Annotated in this window: 20 protein-coding genes; 9 read left to right on the forward strand and 11 right to left on the reverse strand. The window is 33.2% G+C overall.

Annotated features, from left to right (window positions below):
• Nucleotides 1–192: 192 nt before the first annotated feature.
• The 5 genes from arfB to ACNQGB_RS01555 form a co-directional block, all read right to left on the reverse strand.
• The gene (gene arfB, locus ACNQGB_RS01535) at nucleotides 193–594 is read right to left on the reverse strand and encodes an alternative ribosome rescue aminoacyl-tRNA hydrolase ArfB (protein ID WP_417947016.1); all 402 of its coding nucleotides are present in this window, start codon (nucleotides 592–594) and stop codon (nucleotides 193–195) included.
• Nucleotides 594–2,717 carry a DUF4301 family protein gene (locus ACNQGB_RS01540; RefSeq protein WP_417947014.1) on the reverse strand — a complete coding sequence of 708 codons (2,124 nt, stop codon included), beginning with the start codon at nucleotides 2,715–2,717 and terminating at the stop codon, nucleotides 594–596. The genes arfB and ACNQGB_RS01540 overlap by 1 nt, the downstream gene beginning before the upstream one ends.
• Nucleotides 2,672–3,301 (reverse strand): nicotinamide riboside transporter PnuC, encoded by a 630-nt coding sequence (gene pnuC, locus ACNQGB_RS01545; protein ID WP_417947013.1) that lies wholly within the window; start codon nucleotides 3,299–3,301, stop codon nucleotides 2,672–2,674. The genes ACNQGB_RS01540 and pnuC overlap by 46 nt, the downstream gene beginning before the upstream one ends.
• Before the next feature lie 210 nt (nucleotides 3,302–3,511).
• Nucleotides 3,512–4,234 (reverse strand): phosphoglycerol geranylgeranyltransferase, encoded by a 723-nt coding sequence (locus ACNQGB_RS01550; protein ID WP_417947011.1) that lies wholly within the window; start codon nucleotides 4,232–4,234, stop codon nucleotides 3,512–3,514.
• 37 nt (nucleotides 4,235–4,271) lie between these two features.
• The gene (locus ACNQGB_RS01555; protein WP_417947010.1) at nucleotides 4,272–4,913 is read right to left on the reverse strand and encodes a 4'-phosphopantetheinyl transferase family protein; all 642 of its coding nucleotides are present in this window, start codon (nucleotides 4,911–4,913) and stop codon (nucleotides 4,272–4,274) included.
• Between the two features lie 251 nt (nucleotides 4,914–5,164).
• Between ACNQGB_RS01555 and ahcY the strand changes: the two genes are divergently transcribed.
• The 6 genes from ahcY to ACNQGB_RS01585 all read left to right on the forward strand — a co-directional run bounded on the left by ahcY (nucleotide 5,165) and on the right by ACNQGB_RS01585 (nucleotide 8,872).
• Entirely contained in the window at nucleotides 5,165–6,481 is a 1,317-nt protein-coding gene (gene ahcY / locus ACNQGB_RS01560; RefSeq protein ID WP_417947009.1) for an adenosylhomocysteinase, read from the forward strand.
• Nucleotides 6,482–6,681: 200 nt separating this feature from the next.
• On the forward strand, nucleotides 6,682–7,152 hold the full coding sequence (locus tag ACNQGB_RS01565) for a hypothetical protein (RefSeq protein ID WP_417947008.1): 471 nt from the start codon (nucleotides 6,682–6,684) through the stop codon (nucleotides 7,150–7,152).
• 314 nt (nucleotides 7,153–7,466) lie between these two features.
• The gene (locus ACNQGB_RS01570; protein WP_417947006.1) at nucleotides 7,467–7,742 is read left to right on the forward strand and encodes a hypothetical protein; all 276 of its coding nucleotides are present in this window, start codon (nucleotides 7,467–7,469) and stop codon (nucleotides 7,740–7,742) included.
• Nucleotides 7,739–8,194, forward strand: coding sequence for a PIN domain-containing protein (locus ACNQGB_RS01575; RefSeq protein ID WP_417947005.1), 456 nt, complete (start codon nucleotides 7,739–7,741; stop codon nucleotides 8,192–8,194). Before ACNQGB_RS01570 ends, ACNQGB_RS01575 begins: the two co-directional genes overlap by 4 nt.
• A 190-nt stretch (nucleotides 8,195–8,384) precedes the next feature.
• The gene (locus ACNQGB_RS01580; RefSeq protein ID WP_417947004.1) at nucleotides 8,385–8,609 is read left to right on the forward strand and encodes a hypothetical protein; all 225 of its coding nucleotides are present in this window, start codon (nucleotides 8,385–8,387) and stop codon (nucleotides 8,607–8,609) included.
• Entirely contained in the window at nucleotides 8,591–8,872 is a 282-nt protein-coding gene (locus tag ACNQGB_RS01585; protein WP_417947002.1) for a Txe/YoeB family addiction module toxin, read from the forward strand. Before ACNQGB_RS01580 ends, ACNQGB_RS01585 begins: the two co-directional genes overlap by 19 nt.
• Nucleotides 8,873–9,008: 136 nt before the next feature.
• Here ACNQGB_RS01585 and rpmA read toward each other — a convergent pair whose 3' ends face one another.
• Both rpmA and rplU read right to left on the reverse strand, forming a co-directional pair.
• Nucleotides 9,009–9,275 (reverse strand): 50S ribosomal protein L27, encoded by a 267-nt coding sequence (rpmA, locus tag ACNQGB_RS01590; RefSeq protein WP_086453627.1) that lies wholly within the window; start codon nucleotides 9,273–9,275, stop codon nucleotides 9,009–9,011.
• Between the two features lie 23 nt (nucleotides 9,276–9,298).
• The gene (gene rplU / locus ACNQGB_RS01595) at nucleotides 9,299–9,721 is read right to left on the reverse strand and encodes a 50S ribosomal protein L21 (RefSeq protein ID WP_103998998.1); all 423 of its coding nucleotides are present in this window, start codon (nucleotides 9,719–9,721) and stop codon (nucleotides 9,299–9,301) included.
• Nucleotides 9,722–9,956: 235 nt separating this feature from the next.
• On the opposite strand from rplU, the gene ACNQGB_RS01600 reads away from it, so the two are divergent.
• Nucleotides 9,957–11,282, forward strand: a complete 1,326-nt coding sequence (locus ACNQGB_RS01600; RefSeq protein WP_472777051.1) for a M16 family metallopeptidase — start codon at nucleotides 9,957–9,959, stop codon at nucleotides 11,280–11,282.
• Nucleotides 11,283–11,293: 11 nt separating this feature from the next.
• Entirely contained in the window at nucleotides 11,294–13,342 is a 2,049-nt protein-coding gene (locus tag ACNQGB_RS01605) for an insulinase family protein (protein ID WP_417946630.1), read from the forward strand.
• A 198-nt stretch (nucleotides 13,343–13,540) separates the two neighbouring features.
• Here the strand turns inward: ACNQGB_RS01605 and ACNQGB_RS01610 are convergent, their stop codons facing one another.
• Nucleotides 13,541–14,407 carry a DMT family transporter gene (locus ACNQGB_RS01610; protein WP_417946629.1) on the reverse strand — a complete coding sequence of 289 codons (867 nt, stop codon included), beginning with the start codon at nucleotides 14,405–14,407 and terminating at the stop codon, nucleotides 13,541–13,543.
• 106 nt (nucleotides 14,408–14,513) lie between these two features.
• Between ACNQGB_RS01610 and ACNQGB_RS01615 the strand changes: the two genes are divergently transcribed.
• Nucleotides 14,514–14,891, forward strand: a complete 378-nt coding sequence (locus tag ACNQGB_RS01615) for a heavy-metal-associated domain-containing protein (RefSeq protein WP_417946628.1) — start codon at nucleotides 14,514–14,516, stop codon at nucleotides 14,889–14,891.
• Nucleotides 14,892–15,087: 196 nt separating this feature from the next.
• Here ACNQGB_RS01615 and gldD read toward each other — a convergent pair whose 3' ends face one another.
• From gldD to ACNQGB_RS01630, 3 genes are read right to left on the reverse strand one after another with little or no spacing between them, the layout of a single operon-like run.
• The gene (gene gldD, locus ACNQGB_RS01620) at nucleotides 15,088–15,651 is read right to left on the reverse strand and encodes a gliding motility lipoprotein GldD (RefSeq protein ID WP_417946627.1); all 564 of its coding nucleotides are present in this window, start codon (nucleotides 15,649–15,651) and stop codon (nucleotides 15,088–15,090) included.
• A gap of 6 nt (nucleotides 15,652–15,657) precedes the next feature.
• Nucleotides 15,658–16,953, reverse strand: coding sequence for a gliding motility-associated protein GldE (locus tag ACNQGB_RS01625; RefSeq protein WP_417946625.1), 1,296 nt, complete (start codon nucleotides 16,951–16,953; stop codon nucleotides 15,658–15,660).
• A gap of 23 nt (nucleotides 16,954–16,976) precedes the next feature.
• On the reverse strand, nucleotides 16,977–17,417 hold the full coding sequence (locus ACNQGB_RS01630) for a single-stranded DNA-binding protein (protein ID WP_417946624.1): 441 nt from the start codon (nucleotides 17,415–17,417) through the stop codon (nucleotides 16,977–16,979).
• Nucleotides 17,418–17,508 lie beyond the last annotated feature (91 nt).

The following is a 17,508-nucleotide window of genomic DNA, read 5'->3' on the forward strand; positions in this document are numbered from 1 at the left end:
ATAAAAAAAATGATTGCTTCCTATGACAAATAAAGTAGAGTAAACGCTATTATTTTGTCATTATTTCCCTTGACAACATTACTTGTCCAGGTTCTTTGGGTATAATCTCAGCTCGTTATTTAGAGCACCCCTTTGAGACAGCGCAAAACTAATTATAAATTGTGAATTATAAATTACGAATTGTAATAAATTTTAAAAATCGGGTTTTCTACGATTTTTCTTGACTTCAGAAATGCTCTTTTTGTCTTTGATTCGCTTTCTAATCACCGATTTCGGGATTCTGGTAGGTTTACGTTCTTTGGGAATGAACAACGCATCTTTTATCAGTGTTAGAAATCGTTTGATAACAATTTCTTTATTTCTAATTTGGCTTCGATCTTCGTCACAATTCAATATTAATACAGCATCAGTAGTCAATCTAGATGCTAACTTGGTTTCAACCAAATATTTCTCTTCTTCGTTTAATGCCTGAGAATTTTTTAAATCAAAAGTCAATACTACTTTCGAGGACACTTTATTGACATTCTGACCACCGGCTCCACTACTACGGACGGCTTTAAAACTCAACTCTGATATGATTTTTTCGTTTTCCATTATTTCGGCTGATGCGCTGCTTTCAACAAATCATTTACGCTTTTTACAGGATTGAAAGTGATTAAAGGAACTTGGACAAATATTGTAATCCAGTTTGCCATAGCTCCATTCCATAAGCCTGGTAATTCGTATGATTTTACTGTTTTTCCTAATGTTGTTTTCTCTACAATAAAACCACTGTTATGATTTACAAATTGTGCCAAATCAAACTTCTCATTTTTATAATTTTTTATACCGCAAACTAAGTCGACTGGATTAAAATGAGTCGATGCGTTCAGAATATTTTTTTGATTTTCATCAGACAAATCAACCTGTGAACTTTCTACGATTTGTAACGAAATCGCTTGGTCTTTATCTTTTACCCAAAACGGACCTCCACCTGCTTCCCCTTCATTTTTTACCATTCCACAAACTCTAATCGGTTTGTCTAAAAGAGCTTTTAATTCTATAATTTTGTTTTCAAAACTAAATTGGTAAAAAGCATCTAGAATTTTAATGTTCAGTTTTTTCTCTAAAAAAAGTACTATTTCATCTATAGATTCTTCACGAACCTCTTCAGCTTCGATTGCATGTAGATACTTAAAAATTTGACCCTGTGATTCTATCAAGATTCCGGCTAATGCTTTTTTATAACGAGCCGTTTTTTCGATTTTATTTTGAATTACATTATCGATATTTTTGATAAATACAATATCAGCATCAAGGTTATTTAAATTTTTAAGCAAAGCGCCATGACCTCCTGGTCTAAAAAACAAGTTCCCGTTGTCATCTCGGAATGGATTGTTGTCCGCATCAACTGCAAGGGTATCTGTAGTCTTATTTTGAAATGAATAACTTATATTTATTGTTGTTTCAGAGTTGCGTTCGACAGCACCTTTAATAGCATTTATTATAGTTTCAAACTGACCTAAATGAGCTTCAGACATTGTAAAATGCAAATTCGAACTGTTGTTTGAACTCGAATAATAAATACACTCCTGGAGATGCTCCTCAACAGGAGTTACTAATCGGTTTTGATAATTATGAAAAGGAAGCGCCCCCTTAGGTTTATTCCCAAAATCAAAGTGATCTTTTGCTAAAAGTAATTTTATAAAATAGTAATTCATTCTGTCTCGGTCAAGAGAATGAAAATCAGAAAATACTTCTTTTAATTTGTCGTCAATGATCTTAAAAAAAGGGAATTTTTCTAAACCTACTATAAAAACAGACAATTCGGTATCTTTTTTCTTGTTGATGTAAGCATTAATACTTTCTTTCTCAATGTCAAAATCATTCAAAAAAGCGATCAAAAATTTAAACATCCTACTAGCCGCACCAGATGCTGGAACAAATTTCTCTAACTTAAAACTGTCTTTATTTTCATCAAAAAAAAATGCCTTTTCTTGAAAATCATTTTCTGATAGTTCTAAAATTCCATTAAGTAATGTGGCTGGCGCTACTAAAGCACTTTTTGCAATTCCGTTTCTAAAAAAATTAAGCTGTTGTTCAATGTTATGTAATGAAACTCCTTTGTCATAAATTTGCACGAAATCAAGTGATGAAAATCCCATTTCTTTCGCTTTTGACAAATCATCAATAATTGCGATTGCTTTCTTGAATCGTAAATTTTTATCCCCTGAAAGAATTACAAATGGCTTAATATTGTTAAGTAAGGATTGCTTGAAAATTGCAAATACAGACTCTCTCTGGTCAGGACCATCTCGCAAATCGTCTTTTTCCCATGGAACATCAATATCCGTTAGAAAAAAGAGGTCATACTCGTGTTCCCGAGCCGCTTGATCCAATATAGGATCACAAAAATTATAATACACCTCCGAAAAAACTTTGGTTACTAATAAATTTGTATCACAAAAAAGATATTTATTAGCAATTGAAGTGCTTTCATTTTCTAATTTGGTTTGGCCATAAGCAATCGGCAACATATCATCAACAGTACATATTTGCTGGTTTTTATCCCATTTTTTTTGAAGATATTCGCGTGCATATTCTGGAACCCATTCGGTTTTATAATACTCCGCAAGCTGCTTGGCTAATGTGGTTTTTCCCGTACTTTCGGGACCAAATAACGCAATTTTAATTATTTTTGTGGTTCCGTTTGGGAGCTGTCTAAGGTTTTCTTCCATTCTAAATAGCCAAAAATGGCAACAATTGTAAATACTATGTATTGAAAACTAGTAAAAGTAAATCCTTTTGAAAAATATAGAGGAATTGAAATTACATCTCCAATTATCCAAAATATCCAGTTTTCGACTTTCCTTTTGGCCATGAGCCACATTCCTACAAAGAAAATTCCTGTAATAAATGTATCTACATAAGCATACCAAGTGGTAAATTTTCCGAAATATTGATATACCGAAACCACAAAGGTTACCGTAAATATAAAAAGAATTATCGCAATTCGTTTTTCGGCGCTTGAAATTTTTGAAATTGGAAACTCAATTGCATCTCCTTTTTTCCGAGTCCAGTGGTACCAGCCATAAATGCTCATCACAAAATAGTATCCGTTGATCATCATATCGCCCCACAAAGTCCATTTCCACAATAAATAGACAAAGATCGATGTGCTTACCAATCCTGTTGGAAAAACCAAAATATTATCTTTTTTGGCATACCAAACACTTAGTAAGCCAAAAATAACAGCCACGATTTCTAGAACAATATCTAGGGTTGGGTAATCTCTATACTGAGAAAAAAAGTATTCTATCATTGAAGTATTTAAGGTTTGTGAATTTACGTACTTGTCCCACGACTGCGCTCGGGATTAATGTCATTAAGTTAAGGAATAATCCTCATGATTGTGCCATTCCGACGAAGGAAGAATCGCAACAAACGTGCGCAAAAAACAAAGATTCCTCCTTCGTCGCCATGACAAATAAACACTTACTTAATGACATTACGCTCGAGATGCCAAATAAAACTAATGTCTGTCATTAAAAAAATTAGTATTGTTTTCAAATGCGGTTCCAATAACCACTAAATCGGCTCCTGCATGAAACGCATCTTGAATGCCTTGCAAATCTACAATTCCGCCACCTACTAGTAACGGAATCTCAATATTTTGAGCTACTTTTTTAATCATTTCTAACGGTACAGCATGTTTTGCGCCGCTTCCCGCCTCGAGATAAATTAACTTATTGCCTAACATTTCGCCGGCTTGTGCGGTTTGAACAACGTAATTAATATGATCACGGTCTAAAGGCTTGGTTTTACTAATGCGTTCAACAGCGGTTTCAGTTCCACTTTCTATCAAAATATATCCTGTAGAGATAATTTCTAAATCTGTTTGTTTCAATATAGGAACGGCGTTTACCTGATGCTCTATCAAATAATCAGGATTTCTTCCTGAAATTAATGACAGAAACAAAATTGCATCTGCTTCATCTGAAATTTGGGATGGATTACCTGGAAATAAAACGATTGGTAAATTAGAGTTTTGTTTAATTTGCACAACTAATTGATCAATAATAGTAGTTATAACTTGGCTTCCGCCAATAAAAATATGACTTGCAGGCGATTGATTGATTTTTAAAATTAGATCGGATAAAGTCTCCAAAACTACTTTATCAGGATCAAGAAGAATGGCGAGTAATTTTGCATGCTCGCTTTTTGCCTTTAAAATGTCTTTATAAATATTTGCCATACTTTTTACTGCGAATTCGCAAATTTGCAGTTTGTTTTTAATTTTCGAAAGCGTAAACTAACGTAAAACCCTCTATTTCTTCAAAATGAATATTGAAATTTTTAACTAAATTATTAAAATGAAGTTTGGCATTAGTTAGTTTACTGTTTACATGAAACTCCTCAACACTTATATGATCTTTGAAACTTATTCCTTTTTCGTTTCTAATTTTAAAAATGGCTTCTTTGGCTCCCCAAATAACCGTTAATATCCTAATATATTCGTCACTATTCGTATTCAAATATTGAAATTCTGAATCACAAAATTTATCAGCAATGCGAATGATTTTGTCTCTTTGCAATTCGATGTCGATTCCTACGGCTTCATCGCTGATACTAATTGCCGAAAAATTATGGGAATGCGTTATCGAAATGTACTTCTCGCCTTGTAAATGCGGTTTACCAAATTCATCGTAATACAAATCTAAATCGGTATGACCCGTTTCATGCAATAACATACGTACACTAAGAAAGGCGCGTTGGTGCATTTCAGATTTCATTCCGTTTAGGCGAATGCGGTTGCTGTCGTTTAAGACTACTTGGTCTACTAATTCTGCATAGGACTCGGTTACTTTCCAAACGAGGATTTGGGTAGTGTTCCCTTCGCTTCGGGAGAAATGTTTCGTTTTGTAAAGCGGCATCGTGTTATAATCTTGATTTTTAGCCCCGATTAAAGTGGAAATCCTTTTTATTTTTTCTTTAAAAATAAAAAGATTGCAACAAAAAGCGGGAAATAGCTCCAGAAACTGAAATAAGTTCAGCTTAAAGAAATTATTTAGTTAATGTTCAAAAGATTAGCGAATTAAACAATTCATAAATCTTCCGGAAAACAGTAAAATTCTAAAGTTATTCCGTAAATTTGCAAAAAATTTACAATACAAATATACTATAAATGAGTACTACAACTATGCCTTTTGTGGCTTTCAAAGTAAAAGACATTTCTCTAGCGGCTTGGGGAAGAAAAGAAATTGAACTAGCTGAAGCTGAAATGCCAGGTTTAATGGCGCTTCGTGCTGAATATAAAGACGAACAACCGCTTGCAGGTTCTCGTATTGCTGGATGTTTGCACATGACAATCCAAACTGCGGTTTTGATCGAAACATTGATCGCTCTAGGAGCTGAAGTTACTTGGTCTTCTTGTAACATTTTCTCTACTCAAGATCAAGCTGCTGCTGCAATTGCTGCTGCTGGAATTCAGGTTTATGCTTGGAAAGGATTGAACGAAGAGGATTTTGACTGGTGTATTGAGCAAACATTATTCTTTGGTGAAGATAGAAAACCATTGAACATGATACTTGATGATGGTGGAGATTTAACTAACATGGTTTTTGATCGCTACCCAGAATTAATCGCTGGAATCAAAGGTTTATCAGAAGAGACTACAACAGGAGTTCACCGTTTATACGAGCGTATGAAAGAAGGAACTTTGCATTTGCCTGCAATAAACGTAAATGACTCTGTAACTAAATCAAAATTTGACAATAAATACGGTTGTAAGGAAAGTGCAGTTGATGCAGTTCGTCGTGCAACTGATGTAATGTTAGCAGCAAAAAGAGTAATTGTTTGTGGTTACGGTGACGTGGGTAAAGGAACTGCAGCTTCATTTAGAGGTGCAGGATCTATTGTTACAGTTACTGAAATTGACCCAATTTGTGCGCTACAAGCTGCAATGGACGGTTTTGAAGTAAAAAAATTAGATACTGTTATTGCAACAGCTGACATTATTATTACAACTACTGGAAACAAAGACATCGTTTTAGGTTCTCACTTCGAGAAAATGAAAGATAAAACTATCGTTTGTAACATCGGACACTTTGATAACGAAATAGACATGGCTTGGTTAAATAAAAATCATGGCGCATCTAAAGTAGAGATCAAACCACAAGTTGACAAGTATACAATTGCTGGAAATGATATTTTAGTTTTAGCCGAAGGTCGTTTAGTAAACTTAGGTTGTGCAACTGGACATCCAAGTTTTGTAATGAGTAACTCGTTTACAAACCAAACTTTAGCTCAAATCGAATTGTGGAAAAATAGTGCTTCATACAAAAATGAAGTATACATGTTACCAAAGCATTTAGATGAAAAAGTAGCATTCTTACACTTAGCTAAATTAGGTGTTGAATTGGAAACTTTACGTGACGATCAAGCAGCTTATATTGGTGTTGAAGTTGCTGGACCATTCAAACCAGAATACTATAGATACTAGAAATATTTTTGATTTAATTATCGAGGCTTCGGTTTAGGTTTTAAATTTTTAATTCATATTTTAAACCCGATAGATTTTAAAAAATCTATCGGGTTTTCTTTTTTATCTCTTACAATTTCAATAACAAAAACAAAATTTCGACAAAATTTTTCTTAATTTCGAAAATTAACTTTCAATTTTGATTCAAATAAACTAACCACATGAGAAAATATTTAATTTTAATACTATTTACAGTAATACCTTTTTTATCAAATGCACAAATGCCAAACTCGCCAAGAACACAAATGGCTCAAAGAAATCAGCAATGGACAAATCAGCAAAACCTAAAATGGAACAATAGAATGATGGGGAATTCAAAGTCTCAAACGGAAATAGCAGAGAAAAAAATTGCCAAAGAAGAACAGAATAGACGGGAATTAGAGGAAAAAATAACACAATTAAGTTCTGATCTAGAAAAACAGAGAAATCAGTTAGCGGCGTTTGAAAATTCTGTTAATAACAAAAATGATTATTCCCAAAAAGAAAGCGAAAAAACAAAAGAACAAATAGCTAAGACCGAAGAAAAACTAAGTAAAACAAAAACCCAACTCGAAGCAAGTTCTAAAAAAATTGAAACTTTAAAATTAGTCGGCAAATTTTCTGTAACAAATAAAGAAAAACTTAATAAATAAGTGTAATATGAAAATTTTTTTGCATGGAGGCCGAACCATACCGATAAAAAAGAATTTCAGAAAAGCTACTATTTAAGATTTACAAGAAATAAAAAAAATCTAAATAAAGGCTATTAAATAGGTTTACTAACCAGAATACTATAGATACTAATCCTATTTTGTCATTCTGACGGTAGGAAGAATCCAAACCATTGCAGAGATGCGAGGGTTTTTTGTTTTTAGGCAGTACAAATATTTTTTTAGCACTATCGCTTTAAAAAGAAATAAGTTGACTATTTTTACATGTTACAGATTTATAATCAATCAAAGTATTTATGAAACTTAAAGATATATTGACAATTGCAAAAACCGAATTAGCAGACTTATCCACAGTTGAAAATCCTGATTTTAGACTTGAACAAGCTATTTATAAACAAGATGAAAAAATATGGGAAATCGTAGTGTCTTATCTTGTAGAAAATACAAACAGACCATCCAAAGCCTTCTCTGCTCTGTCACCTGAATTTGCTTTTCTAAGAATGTACAAAAAACTAGAAATAAATGAAAAAAATGACGTAATTAGTTTTTTAATGTATGATAACAAAGCATGATTTTAATTGATTCAAATGCTTTAATAGTTCTATTACTTGGGCTTATTGACCCGACATTGCTCAAAACTCATAAGACAACATCTATATATGATGAAGATGATTTTTATGAACTACTGGGTGTAATTGGAAATTTAAATCAAATTATTGTTTTACCAAATATTTGGACTGAAGTAGACAATTTACTAAATAGTTTTGGCGGGAATTATAAGTATCAATATATTCAAAAAATAACTGAAGTAATCAAAACCACTTCTGAAAAATACATAAATTCGCAAACTGGAAGCGAATGCGAAAGTTTTTTTGATTTAGGTCTAACTGACTCTCTTGTTCTCGAACAAGCAAAATCTTGTAACCTTTTAATAACATCAGATTCTAAACTTTCAGATTATGCTATTGCATACGGAATAAAAGTCTACGATTTAGTGAAGGTTAAAAACGAGAAATTTAAGTAAAATCATATTTTTGTCGTGGTTTTTAATTTACCTCAACAATTTATTATTAAAAACTCAAACTACCTTTTGACAACTCTAATTAGGAAGTATTACTACGATTGAAAACTTCCAAAAAATGAAAGACTTCCAAAATCGAAATTTAGTACTCAAATATTTTATATCTTTGTATTCTAATTGATTACTCATAAAAATGACTACACTTACGATAAACATAAAAGACATTTCTCAACTTTCAATCATTAAAAAAATTTTGAAAGCATTTGATGTAGAGGTAATTGAGCAAAACAATGAAATTACTAGCTCCGAAATCATTGAAAGGCTAGAAAAGCATTCCAAAAACTTCCAAAAACCTGCCTATAGAGAGGAAAACTACACCAAAGTTGATGCTAAAAATATATGGGCAGATATACAATAGAAATAAGTAGAGAAGCTCTTACTGATTTGTCTAAAATAAAAAAATCAGGGAAGAAAGCGGACATATCAAAACTTGAAAAAATATTTTTAGAATTGGAAACTCATCCTACTTTCGGAATTGGTAAACCCGAAAAGCTAAAATACAAAGATCTTAATGTCTGGTCTAGACAAATCAACAAAAAAGACCGACTACTATATGAAATTATTGACCAAGAAGTAGTAGTAATTATAATCTCAGCTTTAGGGCATTACAATGACAAATAGTTCAGCATCTTGAATGGCATTCAAAATAATTTAAATAAAAACTAATTTTTGGGAATCCTTAAGACTTTGTAAGAGTAATTAAAACAAAAAAACCCATTTCTTTCGAAATGGGTTTTTAAATAATTGAGAAAATCAATTATGCTTCAACTTCAAATGGAAGGATAGAAACATAAGATTTGTTATCTCTTTTCTTTTGGAAGAAAACAACTCCATCTACTCTTGCGTGTAGTGTGTGATCTTTACTGATGTAAACATTAGCACCTGGATTATGTTTTGAACCTCTTTGTCTTACGATGATGTTCCCAGCAATAGCAGCTTGACCACCAAAAATCTTAACGCCTAAACGTTTTGATTCTGATTCTCTACCATTCTTAGAACTACCGACACCTTTCTTGTGAGCCATGACGTATTAGTTTTATTTTGTTATTATTCTTTTGTGTCTTCTTTTTTAGCTTTAGCTACCTTTTTCTTTGGAGCTTCAACTTCTTCTGTAGTTGCTTCAACTGCTGCTTTCTTAGGAGCTGCTTTCTTTGCACCAACACCAGTAATACCTTCAATTACAATTTGAGTAAGATACTGTCTATGACCATTTCTCTTTTTGTATCCTTTTCTTCTTTTCTTTTTGAAAACGATAACTTTATCTCCTTTTAAGTGTTGTAACACTTTAGCTTCTACTGAAGCACCTTCTATAGCTGGGGCGCCTAAAGTGATAGTTCCGTTATCATCTAATAAAAGAACTTTGTCAAAAGAAACTTTTGAACCTTCTTCATTAGTCAAACGGTTAACATAAACCTTTAAGTCTTTGCTTACTTTGAATTGTTGCCCTGCTATCTCTACGATTGCATACATACTGAATTGTTTTAATAATTTTTAAGGTTGCAAATATACAATTAAATTTTTAACCTGCAATTGGTACTACGAAAATTATTTTTTACTTGCTAAACACTTGATTTAGTTCACTTTTAAACCCTAGTGTTTGGCACTCAAATTGAACAGTTGTTAAAGTTTTATTCTATTGCCGATTCGATGTAACAAAATAAATAGGAACACTACTAATACTCATATTAACAAAATTATTAACCTTATGAAAAATTCATTAATGGCTTTAGGTGCTGTGTTTATGCTAGGAGGAGTCGCTTCTGCGCAGAAAGTAGCTTTTGAGGAATACAAATTAGACAATGGCTTATATGTAATTTTACACAATGATCCATCAGCTCCTACTGTGATCACATCTGTGATGTACCATGTGGGTGCCAAAGACGAAAATCCTGAAAGAACTGGTTTTGCTCACTTTTTTGAACATTTATTATTTGAAGGAACTGAAAATATTAAACGCGGAGAATGGTTTAAGATTGTAACTGGAAATGGTGGTGTGAACAATGCAAACACTACCGATGACAGAACCTACTATTACGAAGTTTTCCCCTCAAATAATCTAGAGTTAGGTTTATGGATGGAAGCTGAAAGAATGCTTCACCCTGTAATTAACCAAATTGGGGTTGATACACAAAACGAAGTAGTAAAAGAGGAGAAAAGACTACGTGTTGACAATCAACCGTACGGAAACTTTTTAGCAGAAGTTAAAAAGAATATTTTTACAAAACACCCCTATCGCTGGGCAACTATTGGTTCTATGAGCCATCTAGACGCTGCAACTTTAGAGGAATTCCAAGCCTTTAACAAGAAATTTTATATTCCGAACAATGCAGTTTTAATTGTGGCTGGTGATTTTAAAAATGAGCAAGCTAAGGAATGGATTCAAAAGTATTTTGGACCAATAAAAAAAGGAGCTGAAATTGTTAGATCTACATTTATTGAAGAACCAATTACTCAAACTATTAAAGCAAGATTTGAAGATGCAAACATTCAAATTCCAGCAATCGTTGCTGCATACAGAACGCCATCTATGAAAACTAGAGATGCTAGAGTTTTGGATATGATTTCTTCTATTTTAAGCGATGGTAAAAGCTCCAGATTGTACAAAAAAATAGTTGACGATAAGAAAATGGCTTTACAAATTGGTGCTTTCAGCAATAATCAAGAAGACTACGGAAGCTACATAATTTACGGTTTGCCACAAGCACCAAACACCGCAGAGAGTATTCTAACTGAAATTGATTTAGAAATTGTAAAACTACAAACAGAACTACTTTCTGAAAAAGATTTGCAAAAATTACAGAATAAATTCGAAAATCAATACGTGAATAGTAACGCAACTATCGATGGTATTGCTGATAACTTAGCAACATACCACCTATTATACGGTGATGTCAATTTGATCAATACCGAAATTGAAATCTACCGATCTATTTCTCGTGAGGAAATTAGAGATGTTGCTAAGAAATATTTAAATCCAAATCAAAGATTAGTTTTGGATTATGTTCCATCTAAAGACAAAGCTCAAAACTAAGATATCGCATTATGAAAAAATCAATATTAATTATATCAAGCTTGTTCTTAACAGTACTTATGCAAGGACAAATCATCCCTCAGCCAAAACCTGGAGTAGCCCCAACGGTAAAAATTGGAAAACCAGTAACTTTTGAATTAAAAAATGGTTTAAAAGTAATGGTTGTCGAAAACCATAAATTACCACGAGTTTCTTTTAGTTTAACATTAGACAATGATCCGTACACAGAAGGCGACAAAAAAGGTGTCGCTGACATGACTAGTACCATGATGGGAAGCGGAACGACTAAAATTTCAAAAACAGCGTTCAATGAGGAAGTAGATTTCTTGGGTGCCAACATCAATTTTAGCGCAAGTGGCGCCTCAGCAAGTTCGTTATCTAAATATTCTGGAAGAGTTTTAGAATTAATGGCAGATGGAGCTTTGAATCCAGTATTCACGCAAGCAGAATTTAACAAGGAAAAAGCAAAACTTATTGAAGGTTTAAAATCGAATGAAAAAAGTGTTTCGGCTGTAGCAGCAAGAGTAGTTGACGTTTTAACTTACGGAAAAAATCATCCTGCTGGAGAATTTGTGAGCGAAGCTACTTTGAAAAATGTAACACTTGCTGATGTTCAAGCAAATTACAATACCTATTTCGTTCCAAGTAACGCCTACCTAATCATTGTTGGGGATGTGAAATTCAGTGAAACCAAAAAAATGGTAGAGAAATTTTTTGGACCATGGAAAAAAGCAATTGCTCCTTCAATAACATTCTCTGACCCTAAAGATGTACCGCAAACACAAATCAACTTTATTGATATGCCAAACGCAGTTCAATCAGAAGTTGCAGCGATAAATGTTTCGAATCTAAAAATGACAGATCCAGATTATTTTGCTGTTTTAATTGCGAACCAAATCCTAGGTGGAGACTTTAATAGTTACATCAACATGAACTTAAGAGAAGCTCACGGATGGACGTATGGTGCAAGAACGAGTATTTACGGGGACAAACGCGTATCTACTTTCAATGCTTCGACACAAGTTCGTAATGCGGTTACTGATAGTACGGTTGTTGAAATTTTCAAAGAATTCAAAAAAATCAGAACAGAAAAAGTAACAGACGAAATGTTAGCCAGCGTAAAAGCAGGTTACATTGGACGATTTGTTATGCAAATTGAAAAACCACAAACAGTGGCAGGATATGCGTTAAGAATTCAAACGCAAAGCTTACCAGCAGATTTTTATGAGAATTACATAAAAAATATTAGCGCGGTAACAGCAGATGATGTTTTAAGAGTAGCGAACAAATACTTCTTGGAAAATAACAGCAGAGTAGTAATTGTAGGTAAAGCGGCAGATGTTGCTCCAAGCCTTGAAAAATTAAAATATCCAGTATTATATTTTGATAAATACGGGAATCCAACTGCAAAACCAGAGTTTAAAAAAACGGTTCCAGCTGGCGTGACTGCTAAGAGCGTAATTGAGAATTTCATCAAAGCTATTGGCGGACTACAAGCTGTAAATGCTGTGAAAACAATTGCAATGAACGGTAGTACTACTATCCCACAAGCACCTTCACCACTTAGTTATACTTCTAAAGTTGATGCTAAAGGGAAATTACTAGTTGAACTAGCAATGGGAACTATGAGTATCATGAAGCAAGTGGTAAATGAAAAAGGTGCTTATGTAATGCAACAAGGACAACGTCAAAATCTTGAAGGCGAAATGCTAAATGATATGAAAGCGGCTGCCACAACATTTGAAGAATTGACTCTTGTTACAAAATCCGGCTTAACCCTTGAAACTATTGAATCTATCAACGGGAAAGATGCCTATGCTGTGAAAAATGGTAAAACAACGCTTTACTATGATGTAGCTTCAGGATTGAAAGTTGCTGAATCTAAAGTAATGGAACAAGGTGGAAAAAGCATGACCCAAACTACAAACTACGGAGACTACAGAGAAGTAAAAGGAGTTAAAGTTCCTTTTAACATCATCCAAAATGTAGGTTTTGAATTGGACATCAAAATGTCTGATGTAAAAATAAACGAAGGTGTTTCTGATACTGATTTTCAATAAACAAACAGCTTATAAATAATTAAGGTTGTCTAGCAATAGGCAACCTTTTTTGATTCAAAATTTCTTGGGCGTGACCCCATAAAAAAAGGGACCAACTAGCAATACCGGCTAGTTGGTCCCTTTTTTTATGGGGTCGGGCAATACGCGCTACTTCGGTAGCTTGCTGCTTTCCCTCACGCAAAACCGCCACAAGAACAGTTATTTCTTTGCAGACAAATAAACGCCAATCAAAATGATAAAGGCGCCAAAAATTTGAACCGCAGTAAGCATTTCGTTGTCTAATAATCCCCAACAAAAAGCAACAACAGGAATCAAATACGTTACCGACGTAGCAAACACAGGTGAAGAAATTTGAATCAGTTTAAAGAATAAAATATTAGCAATTCCGGTTCCTACCACACCAAGAACCATTATAAACAAAACGGACTCCTGCACTTTCACATCTTGTACCACTTCAAAAAAACCAGAGAAAAACAAGACAATAAATGCTGGAACAAACAACACCATAAAATTACCCGTGGTAATACTCAACGGACTTAAATCATGCAGGTGTTTTTTAATTAAATTCACATTAACTGCATAACATATTGAAGCAATTAAAACTAGAATAGCGTAGTAATAATTTTGTTCTGGATGATGAATCGCTCCATTCAAAATCAACAAGGCACTTCCTGCCAAGCCGATTAAAATACCAAAAATTTGGTTGCGTTTGAATTGTAATCCAAAAACCAATGCACCTAAAATTAGAGTATTTAAAGGGGTTAGTGAGTTTAAAATAGAACTTACAGAACTATCGATCTGTGTTTGAGCAATAGCAAATAAATAAGCAGGAATAAACGTTCCAAACATTGAAGTCAAAGCAATGTATTTCCATTTGAACTTTGGTATCTTTGCTAAAGTTCTAAATCCTATTATCATTAAAAAAATAGCTACGAAAAGAATGCGCAATGACCCCAATTGCAGAGCTGTCAACCCTATTAATCCTTTTTTTATCAATATAAAGGAACTTCCCCAAACTAAGGCAAGAACTACCAAGTAAACCCATTTCAACTGCTTTGACTCCATAAAGATAATTTTGGCCAAAATTGTAACTATTTTATGAATTTGTCCTTATTTTTTTAATTAATTTTACAACTCAGACTTTCTTATAACCTTTTAAATTTTCATTCTAATGAATTTCAAAAAATCAATGCTGACTGTTGTACTTGCAAGTGTTCTGTTTACAGGCTGTAAAGACAAACTAAATGAAACTGATTCAAAAGAAATAACAACAACAGATATACCACAAATTAAAAAGAAAATAGCAGCTGCCAATCTTCAAACAGCTCGTTTTTCTGTAGAAGGAATGACATGCGCGGTAGGTTGTGCTAAAACAATTCAAGAAGATTTAACGCAATTAGAAGGAGTTCAGAAAGCTACAGTCGATTTTGAAACAAAAATAGCCACGGTAACTTTTGACAAATCAGTACAAAATCCAGAAAAACTGACAACTGTTGTAGAAGCAGCCGCCGATGGCAAGACCTACAAGGTTACTAATATGAAGTTATAAATAGACTTTTACATTTTTACACAACAAAGTATTCTCTAAATGGGGATGCTTTTTTTGTATTTCTTTGCGAGGAAGGAAACAATCACATTTAGCAATTCTGTTTCAATTATTATTACCTAAGTTAGTGAGTTTGCTTCGTTTCTCGCAATAACACTGATTGCGCTATTGCAGACTGCAGTCTACAAACTGAAACCTGTTACTTCCATTTTAAGGTTTCCATCAATCGCTGCATGTCATTTTTGATATAACTTGCTGCTGGCATAATAGAATCGTAATTGGGTTTTGTATAAAAATAAACGGATCCAATTACAAAATGCTTGATACTGTCAGTGACATAAAATTGAGAGTTGGTTGCGGCATTTCCCTCTACTTGATAAAACATACCAAACACTTTTTTATCCGGATTTAAGTACGGTTGCTCCAAAATATCATCAGCTTTTATAACGTGCTCATAAGTTAGTTTTTGTGCATCACGCAACAGTTCATTAATGTTTTTCGTGACTGGTTTATAGGTAAGATAAATAGTTGCTTTCATTTTGGGATAGGTTATAGTAAACCCACAATCCGTTTCTTTTTTGATAATAGCATCTGAGTTCATTTCAAAAGCAAAAGGACATTCGTTTTCAAAATTCACATATTTAGCCTCTGGATAATCCAACCGTAAATAACTAGAAGGTTTTGGCAAGACATCCTTCTTGCAACTAAAACTCAACATTGAAACTACTACTAGTACCGAAAAAATGATAGTTTTTTTAAACATTTATATTTATTCAAGAGTTACTTTTATTTGTTTAATTCTTTTTTGATCGACAGCTTCCACCTTAAACAGACAGTTTTGGAAAGTGATTTTTTGGTTCTTTTTGGGAAAATTACCTATAATTTCTAAAATAAAACCAGCCAAAGTTTCCGCTTCACCTTTTTTTATTTCGAATAATTCTTCATCAACATCAATTATTCTATAAAAGTCTTTAAGATTTATTTTTCCTTCAAAAAGATAATTTTTATCATCAATTTGGGAAAAATTAATGTTCTCATCGTCAAATTCATCACTAATATCGCCTACAATTTCTTCAATTACATCTTCAAGAGAGACCAATCCTGAAGTTCCTCCATATTCATCAACAACAATTGCCAAATGGCTTTTCATACTCTGAAAATCCTTTAATAAATTATCTAGCTTTTTATTTTCAGGAACAAAAAACGGCTCTCGCAACAGCGACTTCCAGTCAAATTCATTGGTATTGATGTGAGGCAATAAGTCTTTGACATATAAAACGCCTTCAATCTGATCTATATTGTCTATATATACCGGAATTCTCGAGTACCCTTTTTCTATAATTTTAGGGCAAATTACAGCAAAAGATTCTTCGATTTCTAATGCAAAAATATCAATTCTGGGACTCATCACTTGTCTGGTATCAGTATTTCCAAAACTGACAATTCCCTCTAAAATTTTTTGCTCTTCGGTTGAAGTTTCGTCTGAGGCTGTTAATTCTAATGCTTGAGAAAGCTGATCTACTGAAAAGTTTGTTTTTTGTTTTCCTAATTTGTTATGCAAATAAATAGTAGCTGCCCGCATGGGTAAACTTATTGGCGAAAGCAATTTATCTAAAAAAACAATTGGATAAACAGTTAACTCACTAAACTTCAGACTATTTCTACTAGCGTAAACTTTAGGCAATACCGATCCAAATAATACAATTAAAAAAGTTGCCATTAGAACCTCTGACCCAAATTTAAAAAGCGTTGTGTTTAAATCTGAAAAAATGGTTTCTACAACTAAGTAAAACAATAAAATAATTGAAATATTCAAGAAATTACTAGCAATTAGTAGTGTTGCTACCAGTTTTTTTGGTTTCTCTAAAAGTGCTGCGATCATCTTCCCTTTGGAACTATTTACTTGGGTGATTGCATCAATATCTTTTTGGGACAGGGAAAACAAAGCTACTTCGGCACCAGAGACTAATCCTAAACAAAATAGCAAAACTACTATTCCAGCAATGCCAAATACAAGATTTACATCAATAGCGTAAGAAAAAAATAAACTGGGCTCTGGGTCCAAATCGGTTAGGATTAATTAAACAATCAAAATGGCAAGTCATTTATAGGCAAGACATTATTTTCTGGATCAAAATTAGTATTTTTAGGGACATCAACCGCAGGAATTTGTTTGTTGTTTTCACTTTCCTTTTTGGTAGTCAAGAAAGTGAATTCAGTTACTTGAATTTCGATGGCATGTTTTGTACTTCCATCCTCTGCTTGCCATTGACGCGATTTAATTCGGCCTTCTACATATATTTTATCACCCTTGGAAAGGTATTTTTCACAAAGTTCAGCCGCTTTATTGCGTACAACTAAATTATGCCACTCTGTAGAAGTGATCTTTTCATTGGTAGTTTTGTTGATGTATACTTCATTGGTGGCCAATTGAAATCTTCCAATACAATTGCCTCCACCAAAATAATGCATTTTGATATCATCGCCAAGAAAACCAATTAGCATGACCTTATTTAATGTTCCGTTCATTTTAAATTGTGGTATTTATCAAAGGTACATTTTTTTAGAAACTCTATAATTCCTTTTCAATAAAATTATGGATCACAATTGCAAGGATTTG

The sequence above is a fragment of the Flavobacterium frigidum genome (genome assembly GCF_048286795.2).